The organism is Polycladomyces zharkentensis (genome assembly GCF_016938855.1).
Taxonomy (GTDB): domain Bacteria; phylum Bacillota; class Bacilli; order Thermoactinomycetales; family JIR-001; genus Polycladomyces; species Polycladomyces zharkentensis.
Genome location: NZ_JAFHAP010000002.1, coordinates 49,196 through 67,337 on the forward strand (window position 1 = coordinate 49,196; position 18,142 = coordinate 67,337).

Genomic DNA, 18,142 nt, shown 5'->3' on the forward strand with positions numbered 1-18,142 from the left:
TCGCCCCCTGTCGATCTTATTTTATCGCAGGAGTTTGGAGGGATGCAAAGCAAGCTGTCTCTGCGGGAGGGAAAGCGGGGATTCCTCCAAATGTTCAGCTTTGTCGCTTCTTGTCCCCTGTTGGGATGTGCCGGAATGGTCCTGGTTGTCGGTGGACGTCCTCTGTTTCTCTCTGGAAACTTGACAAATGGGCAGGTGGATGTTAAAGGTGGTCCCTCTGCCCGGCTGGCTGGTGACGTGGATTTGCCCGCCGTGATCGGAAATGATGCGGTGACAAATGGACAGTCCCATACCGGTACCGTCCTTTTTGGTGGTAAAGAACGGATCGAAAATGCGCGACATGTGTTCCGGCTTGATGCCACTGCCGTTATCCTCCACCCGGATGAGGATGCGATCCCGCATTTCCTTCCACCGTACCGTGACCGTTCCACCTTCACACAAAGACTCCAACCCGTTTTGGATCAGATTGATCAACACCTGTTTCAACTGCTCTGCATCCGCCTCGATCACAACCGGGGTAACGGGGGGTTGCACAATCAACTGATGCCCCATCAACATCGTTTTGGGTTGAAGCAGGCGGAGTACATCCTCCATCAGTTGGTCCAGATTGAACACCGTGAACCGGGCGGGTCGCGACTCGCTCAAATGGAGAAATTGTTTCAGCAAATCATTGATCCGGTCAATCTCCGGCAATATGATGGATTCCCATTTTTTTACCTGCTCGGATTCCCTGGCGGAAATTTGGATAAACCCACGGATGGATGTCAGCGGGTTGCGAATCTCGTGCGCCAGTCCCGCAGCCAGTTGACCCAGTGCAGACAGTTTCTCCAGATGCCGGTGGCGCTCCTCCGCCTGATGCCGCAGTCGCCGCTGCTCAATGGAAAGACGATACTCGGCGATCCGGATCAACTCCGAGGCATTGGTTGCTTCCTGCGGATATGAGGCCGTTCCCAGACAAAAGTTGAGCAATGTGCGCTCCGCCTGCAATCCACTGATCACCTCTTCGATCGTCTCCAGGCTTTGACGCAACACTCGTTCATCCCCCATCAACCCAACCGCGAACTGATCCCCGTCGTAGCGGGCCACCTGTGCGTAGGGAGGGAGGTTTCGCTTCAGTTGGCGAGCCAACATGACCAGCATCTGATCGCCTGCATCGATGCCCTGTTTCATGTTCACCTGTTGAAAATCCACCAAATCCAAACAGATGACATGATAAGACTGCCCCGCTCCACACCGGGCCAAACTGCGGGTCACCTGTTCCTGAAACCCGCTGAAGTTGTACAAACCGGTCAAATAATCACGACGCGACGTCTCTTCCAGCTCCACTATGTATTCATGCAGACGTCGGTTCGCTTCCTCCACTTTGACCAGCAATCGCCGGTTCTCGTGTTTGACCTGCGAGGCTTCCCAACGGGCTTTTTGCAGCACCGAACTCATCCATCCGATCACACCGAATGTCAGAGCCTGACAGATCAACAACCACCACGGTTGCGCCCGCCATCCGTTCAAACCTGAGACGATCAAATAAGAAAGGAGAAACGATAAGGTCGTCCATCCCGTCTTCTCGCCGGACAGTCGTACGGAAACAATCCCCTGGCACAACACATACAACCAGATGTTGTTCCAATCTTCCGTCAACGCATCCAGCGCCACCAAACAGGCAGTCACCGCCATGATATAAGCAGGGGTCGGGATTCGCTCGATCCACTGCTGCTTGATGAGCAACAAGGAGATCAGAACGATTGCGACCAACAAAATCCCCGTAACATAAACAAACGGTTGAAAAGGCTCCGCAGTCGGCTCCCCGATCCAAAAGAACAGTCTTTGCGCCGCCACGTGCAGCAATTCCATACTACCACCTCGAGGTTGGTGCATGTCCGGTCCTTTTTCATTCAGATTGACAGGATCAGATAGAAGCTTCTCTTTTTAGACATTTATGTTTCACTTCATTTCCTTTATTTCCTTCCCGATTTCTCTCATTCGACAAAAGTTATCAACAATCGACACTTCTTTTTGTCAGAACGAATATCGCCTTCGATCATGAAGGAAATATTGATAATTGAATGAATCTAATGAAAGAGGGTGTATTTTTCTGAGTGCATGTTTTTGTAGCTCGGCCCGTACAATGTAGCAAAACAACGAAAGGGGATCGACGAAATGGTATCCAGAGAACGGACGTTGGCCCAGGCCATTTTGGATCACTTGGGCGGTACCGACAATGTTTCGTCGCTCAGCCATTGTATGACCCGTTTGCGTGTCACGCCAAAAAAATCGGAATCGGTACGTCTGGAGGAGATTCGCTCACTGGAGGGCGTGCTGGGGGTCGTCACATCGACTGACCAACTGCAGATCATTCTGGGACCCGGAACCGTGACCAAAGTGGCTGCACATCTGTCCGAAATGACCGGCATCCCGTCGGGGGAGGTGCGCGATATCCGAGCTGCCATCCAAGATCGGAACCGTACGCCATTCAAACTTTTTCTCCGCCGACTGGCCAACATCTTCGTCCCTTTGATCCCGGCCATCGTCGCCGGCGGGATGATCATGGGACTGAACAATGTGATGATCCACAGTCTTCACTTGGACGAGAAAAGTGCGCTGGTTACGATGCTGAACGCAGTCAGCAAAGTGATATTCGCGTATCTGGCCGTCTTCGTCGGGATCAACACCGCACGTGAATTTGGGGGCACCCCGGCCTTGGGCGGTGTCGCGGGCGGTCTCATCATTCTGCAGGATATCGAGAAGATCACCCCCTTGTTCGGCGAGCCTCTCGTTCCCGGTCGCGGCGGGTTGATCGGCGCTTTGCTCGCCGCCTGGTTCATCAGCGTGTTGGAACAGCGTATCCGGCGTTGGATACCATCCTCTGTCGATATCATCGTCACGCCGACACTGGCCCTGCTGATAACGGGGGTAGCCACGTATTGGTTCCTGCAACCGCTGGGAGGCTGGATCTCCGATGGCATCACAACGGGATTAACCTCCTTGCTCCATCACGGCGGGATCGTGGCCGGAGCCGTGTTGGCTGGTACGTTTCTGCCGCTGGTGATGACCGGATTGCATCAAGGGTTGACACCGATTCATATGGAATTGCTGGCCAAAACGGGGCTGGACCCTCTGTTGCCGATCCTGGCCATGGCCGGAGCGGGACAAGTGGGTGCCGCTTTCGCGATCTATCTGAAAACCAAAAATCGTACGCTGAAAAACGTCATCAAAGGCGGATTGCCCGTGGGGATCCTCGGGATCGGGGAACCGCTCATTTTTGGGGTCACCCTGCCATTGGGACGCCCGTTTGTAACCGCTTGCCTCGGTGCGGCCGTCGGCGGGGCGTTTCAAGCAGTGATGAACGTGGCCTCTGTCGCGATCGGAGTGTCGGGGTTGCCTTTAGCCTTGTTGATCCAGCACGGTCAAATCGGCACTTATCTGATCGGGATCATCATCTCCTACGCAGCGGGGTTTGCCATCACCTATTTCTTCGGTTACAAAGAAGAGATGGACCAACATTATCAGTCTGCCGCCACCGCATCAGGCCAAACGACATTGACGACCTGACGGCTGTCAGCGATGCCCCTGTTTCACAAGCTCAAAGACTGCTCGCGGGGAAATGGTTTCCCTCTTTGCGCCGTGACGATCGCTGTGCTGAACGTCGAAAAGGGGTTCTCACACAGGGAGGAATCATGATGGAATCGGATTTGTCCCGTCTGATTACCGAACAGATCAACGAACGCACTCGGGATTTGGATCAAATGTCTGCCCTCGAAATCGTACGTGTGATGAATGAAGAAGACCGACGCGTTCCGCTCGCTGTGGAGGAGGTTCTCCCGCACGTGGCGCAAGCGGTGGAAGCGATGGTGGAAACATTGAAACAAGGAGGACACATTTTTTACATCGGTGCGGGCACCAGCGGCCGGCTGGGTGTGTTGGACGCATCCGAATGCCCGCCCACCTTCAGTGCGGACCCTTCGTGGTTTCAAGGGATCATCGCGGGTGGGGACAGCGCTTTGCGCCATGCGGTGGAGGGCGCTGAAGATGACCCCATGAAGGCGGTGACGGATTTGCAAGAGCGCGGGTTTTGCTCGCGGGATTTGCTTGTCGGATTGGCCACAAGCGGCAGGACTCCGTATGTGATCGGTGCGGTGAAGTACGCCAAGCAGGTGGGCGCGCGTACGGTGGCTGTCACTTGCAACCCGGGATCCGTGTTGGGGAAGCTGTCGGACATTCCGATCGAGGTCAATGTGGGTCCGGAAGTATTGGTCGGTTCCACTCGTCTGAAATCCGGCACGGCACAAAAAATGATTCTCAACATGTTGAGCACGGCGACGATGGTGCGAATGGGGAAAGTGTATCAAAACCTGATGGTGGACCTTCAGCCTTCCAATCAAAAGCTGGAGGATCGGGCACGTCGGATCATCCGGCATATAACGGGAGTTACACCCGAGGAAGCGGAGGATGCATGGCTCCGATGTGACAAGGAAGTGAAGACGGCGATCATCTCGCTGATGACTGGCCAAACACCGGAGCGCGCGCGGCAACTGTTGCGCCAAGCGGAAGGACGCGTACGAAAGGCTTTGCAGCTGGCGAATCAAACATCCCGATGATCATTGTCGTTCAGGGTATATCCGGCAATTACTTTCTAGACAATGTTTTTCAATATAGCGACGGGAAAACGGCTAGAAAGTCGCAGCGTCATCATGACCACCCGTACGCACGATGCGGATATGCTGTTCCGTTGCCCCCGACACTGCGGAGCATATCGCAGGGCTGCCGACGACTGGCCGTACGCGAGCCAAAACTTAAGCCCGCTGCTGTCACTGTATGGTCGGAAAAAAGGGCATCCCCGTGTGGTACGGAGACTGTCCGGAGGGGCACCGTCTCGTTCCGGCCGGGACAAATCCGGATCATTGCGAACCTGTACCGGCCGGGGCACCGGGCATCATGTCAACAGAGGGCGGCAAATCGATCTGTTACCGGATTTCCGCTTGGCTCTTTCCCGGTATCGCCCCGGCATGAAAAAACAGGTGGCCGCACTTGACCGGCCGGGCATCCACGCTATATACAACCACATTCATCGCACCATTCGAAATAGACTGACCAATCAGCGGCTGGTCTGCGGACCGCGTCCTGCTTGAAGGCTCAAAGCGGCCTTACTTTGCTTCCGCATTTTTCAAGCAAAAAACCCAGATCCCGATGGAGCTGGGTAAGGATGGTCGTCACATGACTAGCCCAATCGATTTGCCAAACGATGAAATTCCTGCTCGGCTCGATCCCGATCCAACTGGGTTTTCTCGCTATCTCTTCGATTGCGCGAGGACAGCGTATGATAAATTTCATCCCAGGAATCGTAGGGATCTTCTATTTCCGGCCGATCTTTTTTCAGGGATTGGATATATCCGCCGGTCGTCGAGGAAACAGCAGGATACGTACGCGGATACGGAGAAACGTGTCCGGGAGTGGTAGATACCGCTTTCGCTTTTGAAATCATATCGCCATGGCCGCGTACCGTTGGATATATCCCTTGTTCCCTGTGATTTCCCTGCATGGTCGACGGTACAGAAGGATGGGCTGCCGGATGAAACGCGTCTGATTCAACCAAGGTATGTAGGATGGTTTGTTTCAAAATGTTCTTAATTTCTTCGCTGCGATAACCGCTCATCAACTGATCCACCCATTCGTAGACCGGCCCGTCTTCCTCTGTAAACGTGACATTGCGCTGTGTCGGCGGCAAATCCTTGCGTCCCAAAATTTGCTCCTTCAACATTTCACGATCACACACCGTCGCCAGTGGGAAGTACGTACCACGCAAGAAAGTTTGAATGCAATACTTCACCAAGATCGGGAACTGGCCGCGCGGGAGAATTTCATACCAATATCGAATGAGCCGATCCTTCTTACCGATATAAACTCCTACCGTAATCGCCATGGTTCCGGCACCTCCGCTTGAAAATTATAAACGCATGCTGACTGTTTTTCCGACGGTCGCTTTTTTCATCCTGATTAAACCTTCTATTACCATTGAGTTTATCAGTCGTATTGATATATGGCAACAGAAGGATTTGTCGAAAAAAGGGGAAAAGAGAAAAAAAAGACCATTCTTTTATTTTTGGTTTAGGGATAAAATATTCCCGCGCAAAGAAAAAAAGGCATGATCGCCCCTATTTTGCGGTATAGAGTATTCTTTTGGTCGCCACCGATTTCCTTCACACAATCTTGCGGTGAAACTGCATGATTTTGCGGTACATGCTCCGATTGCCAATTTTTTTGAACATCTGGAATTGCGGTCGCGTATTCACCTCAAAGATCCAAAACCGGCCGTTTTTATCCAACCCCACATCGATTCCCAGCTCCCGCAATCCGGTAAATTTGGCATGCAGAGCGTCAGCCGTCCCCAGTCCAAGCCAAACCAACATTTTCACCCACCGCTCTACGGTATTCGGGTCACCATCGGCCGCCACCAACAGCGCCTCGGCCGCAACAACAGGCTTCCCGCCTTTGCAGTGGTTGGTGACAATGCGACCGGGAGCGGCGGCTTTGGCGACAATCCCGGTGAGTTTCCAATCCTTGTTGGGTCGCTGCAACAGCAGACGGAAGTCGAACGGCCGACCATTTATCGTCGCCAAATTGATTCCCTGTTGGATCAAATACCGTTTTCCGGTGATGAAACAGGAGCGCAACCATCCATCCAATTGACTCCAGGTAGTGATTTTGGCACGTGTGCGAAAGCGGACTTCATACTTGTCATCCTCCAGTTTCCGCACACGCAGGATTCCGCCGCCGCCCCCACCCTTGTCCGGCTTGATGTAGACGATCGGGTACCGTTTTAACATCAGCTTCAATGTATCCGACGAATACCACCGTGTTTCCGGCAAAAACGGGCGAAGTGATTCCGTCTTCTCCAACACGCGCGTTTTTAGGAGTTTGCTCGCAATTTGTTGATAATGGCGAATCAGTCTTTTTCGTCTCATCTCAAGCCCTCCTCTGCCACCCAATATATTCACCCCTATTTGCCAGGCACATCGTCAATTCGCCCAAATTTTCCATCTCCCCACCAACCTTCTATCAACAAAAATGTGTTAAAATGGTAGAAATCAAACGGGTGTTACTCTGCCGTATCCCCCATTGTTTCAAGGAAAGGAATGTGCGAAAATGAAAACAACCGCACGATGGATTCGTTTCCTTCTATGGGTGGCGGTTTTCTTATTTTTCAGCAGACAGGGTATCTCATGGGCGCAACCCGTCATGTATGAGGGGAACCAATTGTTGGATGACCTTCGTTTTCACCAGTGGGCCACCATCCGCAAACCGTCTGTTATATTGACCTATCCGCCCCGGTTGGCAGATCAGGCGACCATTATTGCCGACGAAGCGGAAAAGACGGCACGTGAATTTCAAACCAACTGGGGATGGCAAATCAAACGGCCGGTTCACATCTATTTGTTTCCGGACAGATCATCGTTACGCAAACGGTTCGGATGGGAACCGGGGACCTCCGCATCCGGCGTCTACTACGCGGGTTCCATCTATCTGCTCAATCCCGATTGCTGGATGAACCAAACGGTTTCTCTCAAGGAAGACCCGTGGCAGTGGAGGCGGATTTTCCACTCCCAGGGTCCGTTGCACCATGAGTTCGCTCATTTGTACCTGGATCGGTTAACGAAGGGAAATTTCCCCAGATGGTACACCGAAGCGTTCGCCCAATGGGTGGAATACCGGACACTCGGTTACGAATGGAGGACGAAAGACAACGATTTGCGTTTCCATCGGCCGTATTCTTACCGTGATCTGGATCGTTCGTTTGACCGTCTGCCCAATCAGGCATTGGCTTACCGGGAAAGCTTTTTGTTTTTCCGATACATGGTACAAACGGCAGGACATGAGCAGATCGACCGTTTTCACCGCATGCTGGCCGAGGGCATCCCTTTTGATGATGCATGGCGGCAATGTTTCGGCCGGCCTGTTGAGCAATCATTTGATCAGTGGTTGAAACAATCATGAAGCGGATAAGGACGATCGGGAGGGTTTGCGTTTGTGTGCGAAGATCTTAGTCGTGGAAGATGAACGTCCCATCGCCGACATTCTGCAGTTTAATCTGAGCAAAGAAGGATATGAAGTTGAATGCGTGTACGACGGGGACAGCGCACTGAAGCGGGTGTTCGCCTCCCCTCCGGACCTGATGTTGCTGGATTTGATGCTGCCCGGAACAGACGGGATCGAAGTGTGCCGTCAGGTGCGGCAAAAATATCAGTTTCCGATCATTATGCTGACTGCCAAGGATTCTGAAGTGGACAAAGTGTTGGGGTTGGAAATCGGCGCGGACGACTACGTGACCAAACCGTTCAGCAACCGGGAACTGTTGGCCCGGATCAAGGCCAATTTGCGCAGGTTTCAGCAAAACAAGGCCAACCAGAACCCGGATGAGGAAGATTCCCGTCTGCGGATCGGGGAATTGACGATCGATCCCGTCAGTTACTCGGTGACCAAGCATGCCAAACCGATCGACCTGACACACCGGGAATTTGAGCTGCTTTTGTATATGGCCAAACATGTCAATCAGGTGCTCACCCGCGAACACCTCCTGCAATCAGTGTGGGGGTACGACTATTTTGGCGACGTGCGCACCGTGGACGTCACCATCCGTCGACTGAGGGAAAAGGTGGAGGATGATCCCAGCCAGCCGAAATACATCATCACGCGTCGGGGCATCGGATACACGATGCGGGATCCCTCCGTGGAGCGGTGAGGCTATGAAACACTGGTTCCGCATGTTTCAAAGCATCCAATGGAAACTGGTTGTCATCTATCTCTCGCTGATCCTCATCGCGATGCAATTGACCGGTGTCTACCTGTTTCGATCGCTGGAAACATATTATTTCACCGACTTTAACAAGACACTGGAAAACCAGATCAGCGTACTGACCACGCCATCCGATTTGTCCGAGTTACTCAGCAAGGGAGTGGACAGCCCAACGGAGGCCAACGAACTCAATCAGCTCGTCCAACAGTTATTCACCTACAAAAAGTGGCAGGCCACCGTCCAGGTGGTGGACAAAGACGGCATCGTGATCAGCACGACGGGGGACAACCACAGTGTGATCGGTCAAAAGAACCTCAAAGCGACACAAGCGCTGGAAAGCGGGGTGCGGTATGAAGGGGTCCGCATCGATCCCGACTCGGGAAACCGAATGAAGGTGGTCGCCGTCCCCATCCAGCGGAACGGACAGATTGTGGGAGCCGTTTACCTGGAAGTCTCCATGGAGGAAATGTACGACACGATCAACAAAATCAGCATCAAGCTGATCAAAATTCCGCTCGCCACAATGGCTGTTACCTCCTTGTTGTGGATTATCATTGCCCGAACCATTACCAGTCCGGTAAAGGCGATCACCCAACAAGCCACCGCCATGGCCGAGGGGGATTTCAACCGCCAGGTGGAAGTCAAAAGCAACGATGAGATCGGACAGCTGGCCACCGCCTTTAACCATCTGGCTCAACATCTGCGCGATGCACTGTCGCAAAACGAGGAAGAAAAAAAGAAACTGGAATCCGTACTGGCCAACATGAGTGACGGTGTGTTGGCTTTTGACCGTGAAGGTAAAACGATCGTCTCCAACCAACTCGCCGAGGAAATGCTCGGCAAACCGATTCCGCTGGGACAGCCGATCAACGATGTATTGCCGCTGTCCGACCCGATCGCATTGCCGTTGGAAGAGGAACGGGTCACTTATCTGGAGATGAACCCTGACGATACGGAAGAAATGCAAATCATCAAGATCACGCTGACACCCATTCAACGTTCCGGGCAAAAAATGGTCGGGTTGATCGCCGTTTTGCAGGATGTGACCGAAGAGGAGAAACTGGATCGCAGGCGCAAGGAATTCGTCGCCAATGTGTCGCATGAATTGCGCACACCGCTCACCACCATCAAGAGCTATCTGGAGGCACTGGACGACGGGGCGATGAACGAACCGGAACTGGCCAAGCGGTTTCTCTCCGTCACCCTGCAGGAAGCGGATCGAATGGCACGTCTGATCCAAGACTTATTGCATCTGTCCCGACTGGATGCGAAACAGACCCGGTTCAACAAAAAACCGACCGATTTGCGCCGCATGCTGGAAAAGGTGGTCGAGCGTTTCTCCATCCCATGCCAACAAAAAGAGATCAGCCTCAACTTCCATGTAATCGAACCGTTGCCGCGGGTTTACGTGGACCGAGACCAAATGGATCAAGTGATGGACAACCTGCTGTCCAACGCCGTGAAGTACACGCCGGAAGGCGGAACCATCACGGTACGGGCACGACGGCGCTCAGACGGTTCGGCGGAAGTGTCGGTTTCGGATACCGGAATCGGCATCCCCAAAAAGGATCTTGCCCGGATTTTCGAGCGTTTCTACCGAGTGGACAAAGCCCGCTCGCGCAGTATGGGCGGGACCGGTTTAGGTTTGTCCATCGCCAAGGAAATCGTGCAGGCACACGGCGGGCAAATCGGAATTGACAGCGAATACCAGCGCGGAACCACCGTTTACTTTTCTCTCCCGCCCTGCGAACCCGAGGTGGTGCGATGAAAGAGCATGTCAAAACGGCATTGTTGACTTTCCTCATCCTGCTCAGTTTTGTACAGACAGGGTTGTTGTGGTACAGCTCCCCCTCTTATGAGGGCAACAAACAGCTGTATGTCACCCGCCCGCAGATTGGAAGCGAGAAATACAACAAAAAACAGATGTATGAACTGGTCGCTCCCCACCAGATCATCTGGCACCACAGCGGTGCCAAGGCGTGGATTCTGCCGGAGCGAAACGGCTATGACAATCTGATCGAAAGCCTGCACGCCGGCAAACTGGAAAACCTGCACCTCATCACTCCCACCGCCGAACAGTGGAACCAACTGTATCAGCAGGGAACGGGAGTGGAACTGCGCTATTTCCGCGATGTGCCGTCGGAAGTGATCAGCGCCTTTTATCTGGATGACATCGATTTGTCCCGGCTGAAATGGGTCAGCCGGATCTGGGTGTTCATCCAAAACAATCAGGTTATCACTTGGATCATTTCTGACAGTGAACAAAAAGTGATGCAGGCACACACCACCATTGCACGCTTTCACAATATATTGGGCGAAATTGCTCACCAGCAGACGGAACCCGTCGACCCGGTTTATACAACCGGCAAGTTTCCGTTGGACACCGCCACTCCGGCTTCCAAGTTTCCGCATGCCTTTTATCTGCCGAAAGACTCGGTACAGGCGACGGAAAGCGTGTATGGGTTGAAAAAGATTCAGATCGATGCCATGAAGAGTTGGCTGTTCAACGATCCGACACTCGTCCGCCGATTTACGACCCAAAACGGTTCGGACGTCTACACGGACACCGGGCGCATCTTGCAGTATAACAAAGAGAAACAGGAGATGATCTACACCTCTTCCGCCAAGGCAACCGAACCTGTATCTCCGTCACTGGAACTGGATCGAATCAACCGTTTTGTGAAAAAACACAGCGGATGGACCGGAAATTACTTGCTGGATCGCCTCACACAAAACAATGACAATACCAATCATTATCACTTCCGGCTGATCGTCGACGGTTTGCCGGTTTACTGGCCGACTGCAATCCAGTCCAAAAACCCGGAACTCGACCCGTTTGGAATCGAGTTGGAAAGCACCGAAGAAGAAGTGTCGATGTATCAGCGTTCGTTGTTGTACCTGTCTTCCGATCCGAAGGAAGTGAATGCGGTCCGCCTCCCCAACAAGGACGGCGTGCTCGCCATGCTGAATCGGGAGCACATCCCGCCAACCAACGTCCGCGACCTCTTTTTGGGTTACCAAACGACAAAGATGGGCGACGGGCACGTCAAACTGAAACCGGTGTGGATCGTCATGCCAGCCAACGGCGATCCTCTCATCTTGTCAACGGGGTGACGCGTCATGGATTGGAACCGAGCCAAAACGGTGCTGATACTCGCCTTCCTCTGTTTGAACGCTTTTTTGGCCGTTCAGTTGTTGGAAATCCAACAAGAACGGAGCCGTCTGCTGAACGTGGCACAATCCACGATGAAGGACCTGAAACAATTGTTGGCCAACAAGAAGATTCAACTCCGGCGGTCCATCCCTGAAGAACAGCCCACCATCCCGCTGTTGGAGGCACACTTGGAGCAGCCGGGGGACGGGTGGGAACGGACGGACGGGGCTTATCTCAAACATTTTTATACCCCTCCGTCGGCATCCCGACCTGACGATTTGAACCAATTGCTCCGACGGGAGATCGAAAACTTTTCCACCTATCGCACCGACACGGTGTTGCCGCAATCGGGCAACCGCGTTTATTATCAAACGTGGGAAGGATACCCCCTGTTTGAGGGAAAGGTGGAAGCAAATCTGAAAAACGGCCGGTTGACCGACATTCGATGGACGCCGCTGTCCATCCGTGCGGAAGAAACCCGGCAACGGGTGACACCGGCATATGTCGCCCTGCTCAATCTGATCGAAAGTGGAAAGGTGCCCGCGGAAGCACGGATCCTCACCATCGAATTGGGGTATCACGGGCAGCAATACGATGCGGAATCGATGGTGCTGTCTCCCGTATGGCGCGTGGTGGTTCAGGACAAAAACAACCCTCCCGACACCTACTACGTCAACGCGTTGACGGGAGCCGTCGAATCTCCCGTCTAGGCGTATCGGATCATTCAATCAAACAGACGTTTTTCAAATGAGCGAAGACCAAGCCTGACTGCGTATTGATCCGGACAGCGCAGGAACTTCATCGCGGACAATTTCTCTTGAGCGTTTCCTGTTCCTGCGCTCCCCGGTTCCAAGCAGCCTTGCTCTGCTTCCTTTCAGAACGAGTGGAGCAAGCAAAGAAAAGATGCAAACGAGTTGAAACAACGTAAAAGGGGAATACATATGCGGTTTAGCATACTGGCCAGCGGGAGCACCGGCAACGCCGTGTATGTGGAAACGGATGAAATCCGTTTGCTGGTGGATGCGGGACTCAGCGGAAAACAACTGGAACAACACCTGAAAACCATCGGTGTGGACCCCGCTTCCATCCAAGCCTTGCTTGTCTCACATGAACACATCGACCATGTGAAAGGGCTGGGTGTGTTTTCCCGTCGATACAACATCCCCGTATATATGAACGAACCCACTTGGCAGGCGTTGCCTTCCAGCGTGGGGGTCATCGACGAACGTAACCGTCGCGTGTTCGAAACCGGCACCACATGGGGAATCGGCAACCTGACCGTCCACACCTTCCCCGTGTCCCACGATGCCGCTGAACCGGTCGGTTTTCGTTTCGAGCATGCCGGTCACGTATTGGCCCTGGTGACGGATACGGGGTATGTCAACCAGCGCATCAAAGACGTCGTATCCGGTGCGGACGTCCTGATCTTTGAAAGCAATCACGACGTGGAAATGCTGCGGATGGGCGCTTATCCCTGGAATGTGAAACGCCGGATTTTGAGTGACGTCGGCCATCTGTCCAACGAAGACGCGGGCGAAGCGTTGGCAGACATTTTGACGGGGAACGGAGAGGACGTATATTTGGCGCATTTGAGCCGGGACAACAATTTGACCGAATTGGCCCATATGACAGTGAAGCAAATGTTGGAGGAAGCCGATTTTTCCGTCGGGCGTCATGTGCGACTGTGGGAAACCCGTCATGATCAACCCACTCCGCTCCGCCCGGTGTTGAAAAAACGGACTTGATCTCCCCGGTTCATCCGTCCTCATTTTGTTGCCGGGGAGACATCATCTCCCGATCCAGACGGCAAGCGCGCTCGACCAGTTCTTCCCGGGTGATCACCCGCTTGTCGATCAGTTCCTCAATCAATGCCGTAATCAATAGAGAATCATGATAGATCATTTGTTTGACATCAGCCAGCTCCGCACCTACGCTCCATTCCGCCCACCGTCGATTTTCCGGCGTCAACGGCGGTCGTCGATCCTGAGACATCCGTCGTTTCCCTCCTTTGCTTGATGCGTTACCACCCATGCTGGATACGATGACCGGTTCCGCCTGTTGATTGTTTCTTCACCAAAACAGGCCCGGCTGCAGACGATCAGGCTGTCAGAACCTTTTGTCTGCAGTTTCATCATTTTTTCAGTTTATACCTCCGACGATATGGTATAAACTCAATATGACAAAAAAAGCAATATCTCGCACCCACCGCGCGGGCATCTTCCTGACGCAAGTTCCCGATTAGTATAATATGATTGCACCATTCGCATAATGAAAACGATCGCGAGAAATCAGTGAGGAGGCGGGGATTTCATTGGACTTTCGACAACATTCACAGGGTCCGGGTCAGTCGAATGATCCAACATCGTTTCGTCCGCAGTTTTCGTTCAATCCCCCACCCCAAGGCGGGAACAGGTCATCCGAGCCGATGAACCACGGTGGCGCGCCGCAACCTCCGGGACCGCCACCCCCTGCCGGAAACGGTGGATCAGGGAAAGGGGAGAATGGTCCGCGACGGGCATCCGTTTGGCTGATCGCCCTTGTGTCCGGGTTGATCGGCGGTTTGCTGGTGTTGTTGCCGATGACGGTTCTGATGCAAAGCGGTTGGCTGACTCCGTATGGTGCAAATGACAGGCAATTGCAAAACGCGCCGGGGACACAGAAAAATGTCAGCGTAAGCGTCAATTCAGACATCATCAATGCCGCCAAAAAAGTGCGCCCGGCGGTGGTGGGTGTGGTCAACCTGCAAGAAACCGGTGATCCATTCAACCCGGGAACCGTGCAAAAAGGAACGGGATCGGGGATCATCTTCGAAAAAGTCGGCGGCAATGTGCACATTATCACCAACAACCATGTGATTGCCGGTGCGGAAAAAGTGCAGGTGGTTTTGCCCAAGGATAACGGCGGCGCCAAATTGACGGCCAAGATACTGGGGGCCGATCCGGTCACGGATCTGGCGGTGTTGGAAATTCCGGCACGCGGGATCAAAACCATCGCAACGCTGGGCAACTCCGATACGTTACAACCCGGGGAACCGGCCATTGCAATCGGCAACCCCCTGGGACTCGACTTTTCCCAGTCGGTCACCGTGGGTGTCATCAGCTCCACCAAACGCTCGATTCAAGTGAATGAAACGACGGCAATCGACGTCATTCAAACCGATGCGGCCATCAACCCCGGCAACAGTGGCGGCGCTCTCGTCAACGCAGCCGGACAGGTGATCGGCATCAACACACTGAAAATCGCGGAACAGGGTGTAGAAGGTCTCGGTTTCGCCATTCCGATCAATGAAGCCAAGCCGATCATTCAGGATCTGATCCAACACGGCCGGGTGATTCGCCCATACTTGGGGATCAACCTCATGGATTTGGAGGCCTTGCCCCAGGAATATTGGTCGGAACTGCAACTGCCCGACAACGTGAAATCGGGCATCATCATCCGGGACGTGCAACCGGGAACACCGGCCGATCAGGCGGGATTGGAAGCACACGACGTCATCGTGGCCGTGGATGGCAAACCGGTACGCACCGCCGCGGCATTCCGCAAATACCTCTACAACAACAAAAAAGTGGGCGACACGATTACCATCACGTACTACCGCGGCAGCAGCAAACAGTCAGCTACGGTCCGCTTGTCAGAACAACCCGCATCGTAATGTCAAACAACCCCTGTCAACCCTGTGTGGCGGCAGGGGTTTTGCCTGTGGATAATGTGGATAACTTGTGGATAAGTATGTCTTGGAGGTGAAATCCTTGCCGGAATCCTCGTATCGATTTGCCTGTGAAGAACACATGGATGTAGTAATCGACGGAATCGTCGATGATTTTGCCGTCGCCCCCACCATATTGCCTTGGCCGGACCCCACTGTCCGTGCGGAATCCCCCGCTGTGTGCCACTGGTGTGGCAAAACGGCCGATTATGTACTGACTTGGACGACGGAAGCGGAAACCCCCTCTACATGAGACGGGGGGGAATGTTGACGAAGGTGGCAGATCAGCGCTCACCGCGCTTTTGTTGACAAAGCAGTAAATCATTTATTTACCCGTTGTTTATAGGCGAACCCCCAAAAGGAAGGTTTTCAGATGATAAACTGTAGTAAATAGCTGAAGCCGTTTCCCGACCAACTTGAGATGCCAGCTACATGCAGAGATGGGATACGGCTTGCGGAACTTTGTCAGCAGTCTAACCCCTCATAAGAGAAGGGGGAATGTTTTCAAGTGAGGAGATACAGAGATGAACATTCAAATCATCGCCGTAGGGAAACTGAAAGAACGTTACCTCAAACAAGGGATCGACGAGTATGCAAAACGCCTGTCCGCCTACGCCAAACTGGACATGGTGGAAGTGGCGGAGGAACAAGCCCGCGATCCGGTCAGTGAAGCGGAAGCGGAAATCATCAAGAACAAGGAAGGAGAGCGCATTCTGAAACGGATTCATCCCGATGCCTACGTGGTTGCGCTGGCCATCGACGGGAAATCGATGTCCTCCGAGCAATTGTCCGCTCATCTCGACCGATTGGGTACCTACGGAACGAACCGGATTGCTTTTCTCATCGGCGGTTCTTACGGGTTGTCCGGTGAGGTGCTCCGGCGCGCCGACATGCTCCTTTCCTTTTCCAAGATGACCTTTCCCCATCAACTCATGCGCTTGATTTTATTGGAGCAGATTTACCGCGCGTTCAAAATCAGCCGGGGAGAGACGTATCACAAATGAAAAAAGAACGCCCGAAGGCGTTCACGCATATACGGGCCGCATCTGAATCGTCTGGTCCCGGTCCGGTCCCACCGAGAAGATCGCCAGCGGAATGCCGGTCAATTGGGTAATCCGTTCCACGTAGTGTTGAGCGGCCAACGGCAGTTCATGGTAACTGCGCACTTTGGTGATATCCTCTTTCCATCCGGGCAATTCCTCATAGACCGGTTCGCAATCCTTCAACACTTCCAGATTGGCCGGATAGTTTTCGATGATTTTCCCTTTGTACCGATATGCTTTGCAGATTTTCACCGTATCCAAACCGGTCAGCACGTCGATCGAGTTGAGCGACAATCCGGTAATGCCGCTGACGCGGCGCGCATGACGAACCACAACGCTGTCAAACCAGCCCACCCGACGCGGACGCCCGGTTGTGGTGCCGTATTCGCGCCCGATCTCCCGGATGCGATCCCCGATTTCATTGTGCAGTTCCGTCGGGAACGGGCCGTCACCCACCCGGGTGGTATACGCCTTGGCTACCCCGATCACCTGATGGATCTTGGTCGGACCCACTCCGGAGCCGATGCAGACACCGCCTGCCACAGGGTTGGACGAGGTGACGAAAGGATACGTCCCCTGGTCGATATCCAGCATGACGCCTTGCGCCCCTTCAAACAGCACACGGCGCCCCTGATCGATCGCATCATTCAATACCACCGATGTATCCGTTACATACGGACGAATCCGTTCCGCGCAGGCGAGATACCGTTCGTACACCTCATCAAAATCAAATCCGGTCATATCATAGAACCGCTCCAGCAAGCGGTTTTTCTCTTCCAAATTCCGTTTCAGCTTCTCGGCAAAAATGTCTTTGTCCAAAAGATCAGCCACGCGAATACCGATCCGCGCCGCTTTGTCCATGTAAGCGGGACCGATCCCTTTGCCGGTGGTGCCGATTTTCCCCGCACCCTTGCGCGTTTCCTCAGCCTTATCCAATTTGAGATGATACGGCATGATGACGTGCGCTCGATCGGAGATGCGCAAATTGTCCGTGGACACGCCATTCTGGTGCAGGTAATCCAGCTCTTCCACCAATGCTTCGGGATGGAGCACCATTCCGTTACCCAATACACAAATTTTGTCCGAGTAAAAAATGCCGGAAGGGATCAAGTGCAGTTTGTAACGTTTTCCTCCGAACACAATGGTGTGTCCCGCATTGTTACCGCCTTGGTATCGTGCCACAACTTCGGCTTTCTCAGCGAGGAAATCGGTGATTTTTCCTTTCCCTTCATCTCCCCACTGCGTGCCGACCACGACCACCGTCGACATGGGTCATTCCTCCTTCGCGGCGGTTTCCACCAGTTTTCCGAACACATTACATAGTCTATCCCAATACAAGCCAGAGTGTCAATGTCAAAACCGAACATTCTACCTGAATAAATGTAATATATTCGGATAAATAGATTCACACACCATCGTTTATCATTTCACATTTTCCAAGCGAGTGAAAC

General features: G+C 53.3%; 17 protein-coding genes. 12 read left to right on the forward strand and 5 right to left on the reverse strand.

Annotated elements, in window-relative coordinates; translation table 11 throughout:
* Positions 1-21 precede the first annotated feature (21 nt).
* Positions 22-1,851 carry a sensor histidine kinase gene (locus JQC72_RS01155; protein WP_205492292.1) on the reverse strand — a complete coding sequence of 610 codons (1,830 nt, stop codon included), beginning with the start codon at positions 1,849-1,851 and terminating at the stop codon, positions 22-24.
* A gap of 306 nt (positions 1,852-2,157) precedes the next feature.
* On the opposite strand from JQC72_RS01155, the gene JQC72_RS01160 reads away from it, so the two are divergent.
* From JQC72_RS01160 to JQC72_RS01170, 3 genes are all read left to right on the forward strand, one after another.
* A complete protein-coding gene (locus JQC72_RS01160; protein ID WP_205492293.1) occupies positions 2,158-3,549 on the forward strand; it encodes a PTS transporter subunit EIIC in 1,392 nt (463 codons plus the stop codon).
* Positions 3,550-3,677: 128 nt separating this feature from the next.
* Positions 3,678-4,595 carry an N-acetylmuramic acid 6-phosphate etherase gene (murQ, locus tag JQC72_RS01165; RefSeq protein ID WP_205492294.1) on the forward strand — a complete coding sequence of 306 codons (918 nt, stop codon included), beginning with the start codon at positions 3,678-3,680 and terminating at the stop codon, positions 4,593-4,595.
* A 93-nt stretch (positions 4,596-4,688) separates the two neighbouring features.
* Positions 4,689-5,126, forward strand: a complete 438-nt coding sequence (locus JQC72_RS01170) for a hypothetical protein (protein WP_205492295.1) — start codon at positions 4,689-4,691, stop codon at positions 5,124-5,126.
* A gap of 89 nt (positions 5,127-5,215) precedes the next feature.
* Here the strand turns inward: JQC72_RS01170 and JQC72_RS01175 are convergent, their stop codons facing one another.
* Both JQC72_RS01175 and JQC72_RS01180 read right to left on the reverse strand, forming a co-directional pair.
* On the reverse strand, positions 5,216-5,917 hold the full coding sequence (locus tag JQC72_RS01175; protein ID WP_205492296.1) for a hypothetical protein: 702 nt from the start codon (positions 5,915-5,917) through the stop codon (positions 5,216-5,218).
* A gap of 277 nt (positions 5,918-6,194) precedes the next feature.
* Positions 6,195-6,959 carry a YheC/YheD family protein gene (locus JQC72_RS01180; RefSeq protein WP_205492297.1) on the reverse strand — a complete coding sequence of 255 codons (765 nt, stop codon included), beginning with the start codon at positions 6,957-6,959 and terminating at the stop codon, positions 6,195-6,197.
* A 181-nt stretch (positions 6,960-7,140) separates the two neighbouring features.
* Here JQC72_RS01180 and JQC72_RS01185 point away from each other — a divergent pair, with 181 nt between their 5' ends.
* The 6 genes from JQC72_RS01185 (at position 7,141) to JQC72_RS01210 (ending at position 13,687) form a co-directional block, all read left to right on the forward strand.
* Positions 7,141-7,989, forward strand: a complete 849-nt coding sequence (locus tag JQC72_RS01185; protein WP_205492298.1) for a peptidase MA family metallohydrolase — start codon at positions 7,141-7,143, stop codon at positions 7,987-7,989.
* Between the two features lie 31 nt (positions 7,990-8,020).
* On the forward strand, positions 8,021-8,734 hold the full coding sequence (yycF, locus tag JQC72_RS01190; protein WP_205492299.1) for a response regulator YycF: 714 nt from the start codon (positions 8,021-8,023) through the stop codon (positions 8,732-8,734).
* Between the two features lie 4 nt (positions 8,735-8,738).
* Entirely contained in the window at positions 8,739-10,556 is a 1,818-nt protein-coding gene (locus tag JQC72_RS01195; RefSeq protein ID WP_205492300.1) for an ATP-binding protein, read from the forward strand.
* Positions 10,553-11,902 (forward strand): YycH family regulatory protein, encoded by a 1,350-nt coding sequence (locus JQC72_RS01200; protein ID WP_205492301.1) that lies wholly within the window; start codon positions 10,553-10,555, stop codon positions 11,900-11,902. The genes JQC72_RS01195 and JQC72_RS01200 overlap by 4 nt, the downstream gene beginning before the upstream one ends.
* A 6-nt stretch (positions 11,903-11,908) precedes the next feature.
* Complete coding sequence (gene yycI, locus JQC72_RS01205; protein ID WP_205492302.1) at positions 11,909-12,652, forward strand: two-component system regulatory protein YycI; 744 nt, start codon at positions 11,909-11,911, stop codon at positions 12,650-12,652.
* A gap of 231 nt (positions 12,653-12,883) precedes the next feature.
* Complete coding sequence (locus JQC72_RS01210) at positions 12,884-13,687, forward strand: MBL fold metallo-hydrolase (protein WP_205492303.1); 804 nt, start codon at positions 12,884-12,886, stop codon at positions 13,685-13,687.
* Between the two features lie 10 nt (positions 13,688-13,697).
* Here the strand turns inward: JQC72_RS01210 and JQC72_RS01215 are convergent, their stop codons facing one another.
* Positions 13,698-13,934, reverse strand: coding sequence for a hypothetical protein (locus JQC72_RS01215; protein WP_205492304.1), 237 nt, complete (start codon positions 13,932-13,934; stop codon positions 13,698-13,700).
* A gap of 433 nt (positions 13,935-14,367) precedes the next feature.
* Here JQC72_RS01215 and JQC72_RS01220 point away from each other — a divergent pair, with 433 nt between their 5' ends.
* The 3 genes from JQC72_RS01220 to rlmH all read left to right on the forward strand — a co-directional run bounded on the left by JQC72_RS01220 (position 14,368) and on the right by rlmH (position 16,652).
* A complete protein-coding gene (locus tag JQC72_RS01220; protein ID WP_205492305.1) occupies positions 14,368-15,594 on the forward strand; it encodes a S1C family serine protease in 1,227 nt (408 codons plus the stop codon).
* A gap of 97 nt (positions 15,595-15,691) precedes the next feature.
* Entirely contained in the window at positions 15,692-15,901 is a 210-nt protein-coding gene (locus JQC72_RS01225; protein WP_205492306.1) for a CxxH/CxxC protein, read from the forward strand.
* A 271-nt stretch (positions 15,902-16,172) separates the two neighbouring features.
* Positions 16,173-16,652: a 23S rRNA (pseudouridine(1915)-N(3))-methyltransferase RlmH gene (gene rlmH / locus JQC72_RS01230; RefSeq protein ID WP_205492307.1), complete on the forward strand. Its 480-nt coding sequence runs from the start codon at positions 16,173-16,175 to the stop codon at positions 16,650-16,652.
* A 21-nt stretch (positions 16,653-16,673) separates the two neighbouring features.
* On the opposite strand, the gene JQC72_RS01235 is transcribed toward rlmH, so the two are convergent.
* Positions 16,674-17,960 carry an adenylosuccinate synthase gene (locus tag JQC72_RS01235; RefSeq protein WP_205492308.1) on the reverse strand — a complete coding sequence of 429 codons (1,287 nt, stop codon included), beginning with the start codon at positions 17,958-17,960 and terminating at the stop codon, positions 16,674-16,676.
* Between the last annotated feature and the right edge of the window lie 182 nt (positions 17,961-18,142).

Excerpts from the sequence above, each read along its gene's own strand:
- JQC72_RS01155 (WP_205492292.1), bottom strand. The coding sequence starts at position 1,851 with ATGGAATTGCTGCACGTGGCGGCGCAAAGACTGTTCTTTTGGATCGGG.
- JQC72_RS01160 (WP_205492293.1), top strand. The coding sequence starts at position 2,158 with ATGGTATCCAGAGAACGGACGTTGGCCCAGGCCATTTTGGATCACTTG.
- murQ (WP_205492294.1), top strand. The coding sequence starts at position 3,678 with ATGGAATCGGATTTGTCCCGTCTGATTACCGAACAGATCAACGAACGC.
- JQC72_RS01170 (WP_205492295.1), top strand. The coding sequence starts at position 4,689 with ATGACCACCCGTACGCACGATGCGGATATGCTGTTCCGTTGCCCCCGA.
- JQC72_RS01175 (WP_205492296.1), bottom strand. The coding sequence starts at position 5,917 with ATGGCGATTACGGTAGGAGTTTATATCGGTAAGAAGGATCGGCTCATT.
- JQC72_RS01180 (WP_205492297.1), bottom strand. The coding sequence starts at position 6,959 with ATGAGACGAAAAAGACTGATTCGCCATTATCAACAAATTGCGAGCAAA.
- JQC72_RS01185 (WP_205492298.1), top strand. The coding sequence starts at position 7,141 with ATGAAAACAACCGCACGATGGATTCGTTTCCTTCTATGGGTGGCGGTT.
- JQC72_RS01195 (WP_205492300.1), top strand. The coding sequence starts at position 8,739 with ATGAAACACTGGTTCCGCATGTTTCAAAGCATCCAATGGAAACTGGTT.
- JQC72_RS01200 (WP_205492301.1), top strand. The coding sequence starts at position 10,553 with ATGAAAGAGCATGTCAAAACGGCATTGTTGACTTTCCTCATCCTGCTC.
- yycI (WP_205492302.1), top strand. The coding sequence starts at position 11,909 with ATGGATTGGAACCGAGCCAAAACGGTGCTGATACTCGCCTTCCTCTGT.
- JQC72_RS01210 (WP_205492303.1), top strand. The coding sequence starts at position 12,884 with ATGCGGTTTAGCATACTGGCCAGCGGGAGCACCGGCAACGCCGTGTAT.
- JQC72_RS01215 (WP_205492304.1), bottom strand. The coding sequence starts at position 13,934 with ATGTCTCAGGATCGACGACCGCCGTTGACGCCGGAAAATCGACGGTGG.
- JQC72_RS01220 (WP_205492305.1), top strand. The coding sequence starts at position 14,368 with ATGAACCACGGTGGCGCGCCGCAACCTCCGGGACCGCCACCCCCTGCC.
- rlmH (WP_205492307.1), top strand. The coding sequence starts at position 16,173 with ATGAACATTCAAATCATCGCCGTAGGGAAACTGAAAGAACGTTACCTC.
- JQC72_RS01235 (WP_205492308.1), bottom strand. The coding sequence starts at position 17,960 with ATGTCGACGGTGGTCGTGGTCGGCACGCAGTGGGGAGATGAAGGGAAA.